Source organism: Streptomyces muensis, assembly GCF_021474425.1.
Taxonomy (GTDB): Bacteria; Actinomycetota; Actinomycetes; order Streptomycetales; family Streptomycetaceae; genus Streptomyces; species Streptomyces muensis.
Window position 1 is genome coordinate 1 of record NZ_JAKEIP010000605.1, and the last position, 868, is coordinate 868.

Here is an 868-nt window from a genome sequence, read left to right on the forward strand (position 1 = left end):
AGATGATATAACAGGTCTCGTGGGCTCGAGATGTGTATAAGAGACAGCCCAAGGCGGGCGGCGGACGAGCGGCCGCATCGAAGACCGCCACCAAGAAAGGCGGCGACGAGAAGGCCCCGGCGAGGAAGACGGCGGCCAAGGCGAACCCCGACAAGTCCGACGCCAGGAAGGGCACGGAAGAGAAGGCCGTGCAGGCCGCGGCCAAGAAGGGCACTGCGAAGGAGTCGGCGGCGGCAAGGAAGGCAGTGACCGAGGAAGGTGCCGCCAAGAAGGGCACAGTCAAGGGAGGTGCTGCCAAGAAGACGGCTGCGAAGAGGGCCGTGGGGAAGGTGGCTGGCGGTCAGAAGGCTTCTCGGAAGCAGGGGACCGGTGGTCAGGGGGCCGCCAATGTGAGCGCGGCACAGCGGGGCTCGGTGGGCAAGGGCTCGGCCGAAGAGGGCGGTGCGGAGAAGGGTTCGGCCAGGAAGAGTGCGGCCAAGGTGAGCGCTGCGGAGAAGAGCTCGGCAGGGAAGAGCACGGCCGAAGTCGGTGCCGTGGAGAAGGCCTCGGCGGGGAAGAGCGTCGCCAAGGTGAGCGCGGCCGGGAGGGGTTCTGCTGGGAAGGGCTCGGCCGAAGTCGGCGCCGTGGAGAAGGGCGCGGCGGGGAAGAGTGCGGTCGAAGCGGGCGCCGCGGAGAAGGGCCCGGCCAGGAAGAGCGCCGCCAAGGTGAGCGCCGTGGAGAAGGGCGCGGCGGGGAAGAGCGCGGCCAAAGCGCGCGTCGCGGAGGAGGGGGCGGCGAGGGAGGGCGTCGTCGCAGCGAAGGCGAAGAAGGGCGCTCTGGGGAAGAAGAGTCCGGCGAAGAAGGGTGCTGTGGAGAAGGGCTCGGTGGG

At 69.5% G+C, this 868-nt stretch carries 1 pseudogene; it reads left to right on the forward strand.

The annotated features are described in order from the left end of the window. Positions 1-32: 32 nt before the first annotated feature. A pseudogene (locus tag L0P92_RS44670) lies at positions 33-868 on the forward strand (hypothetical protein); the annotation flags it as partial.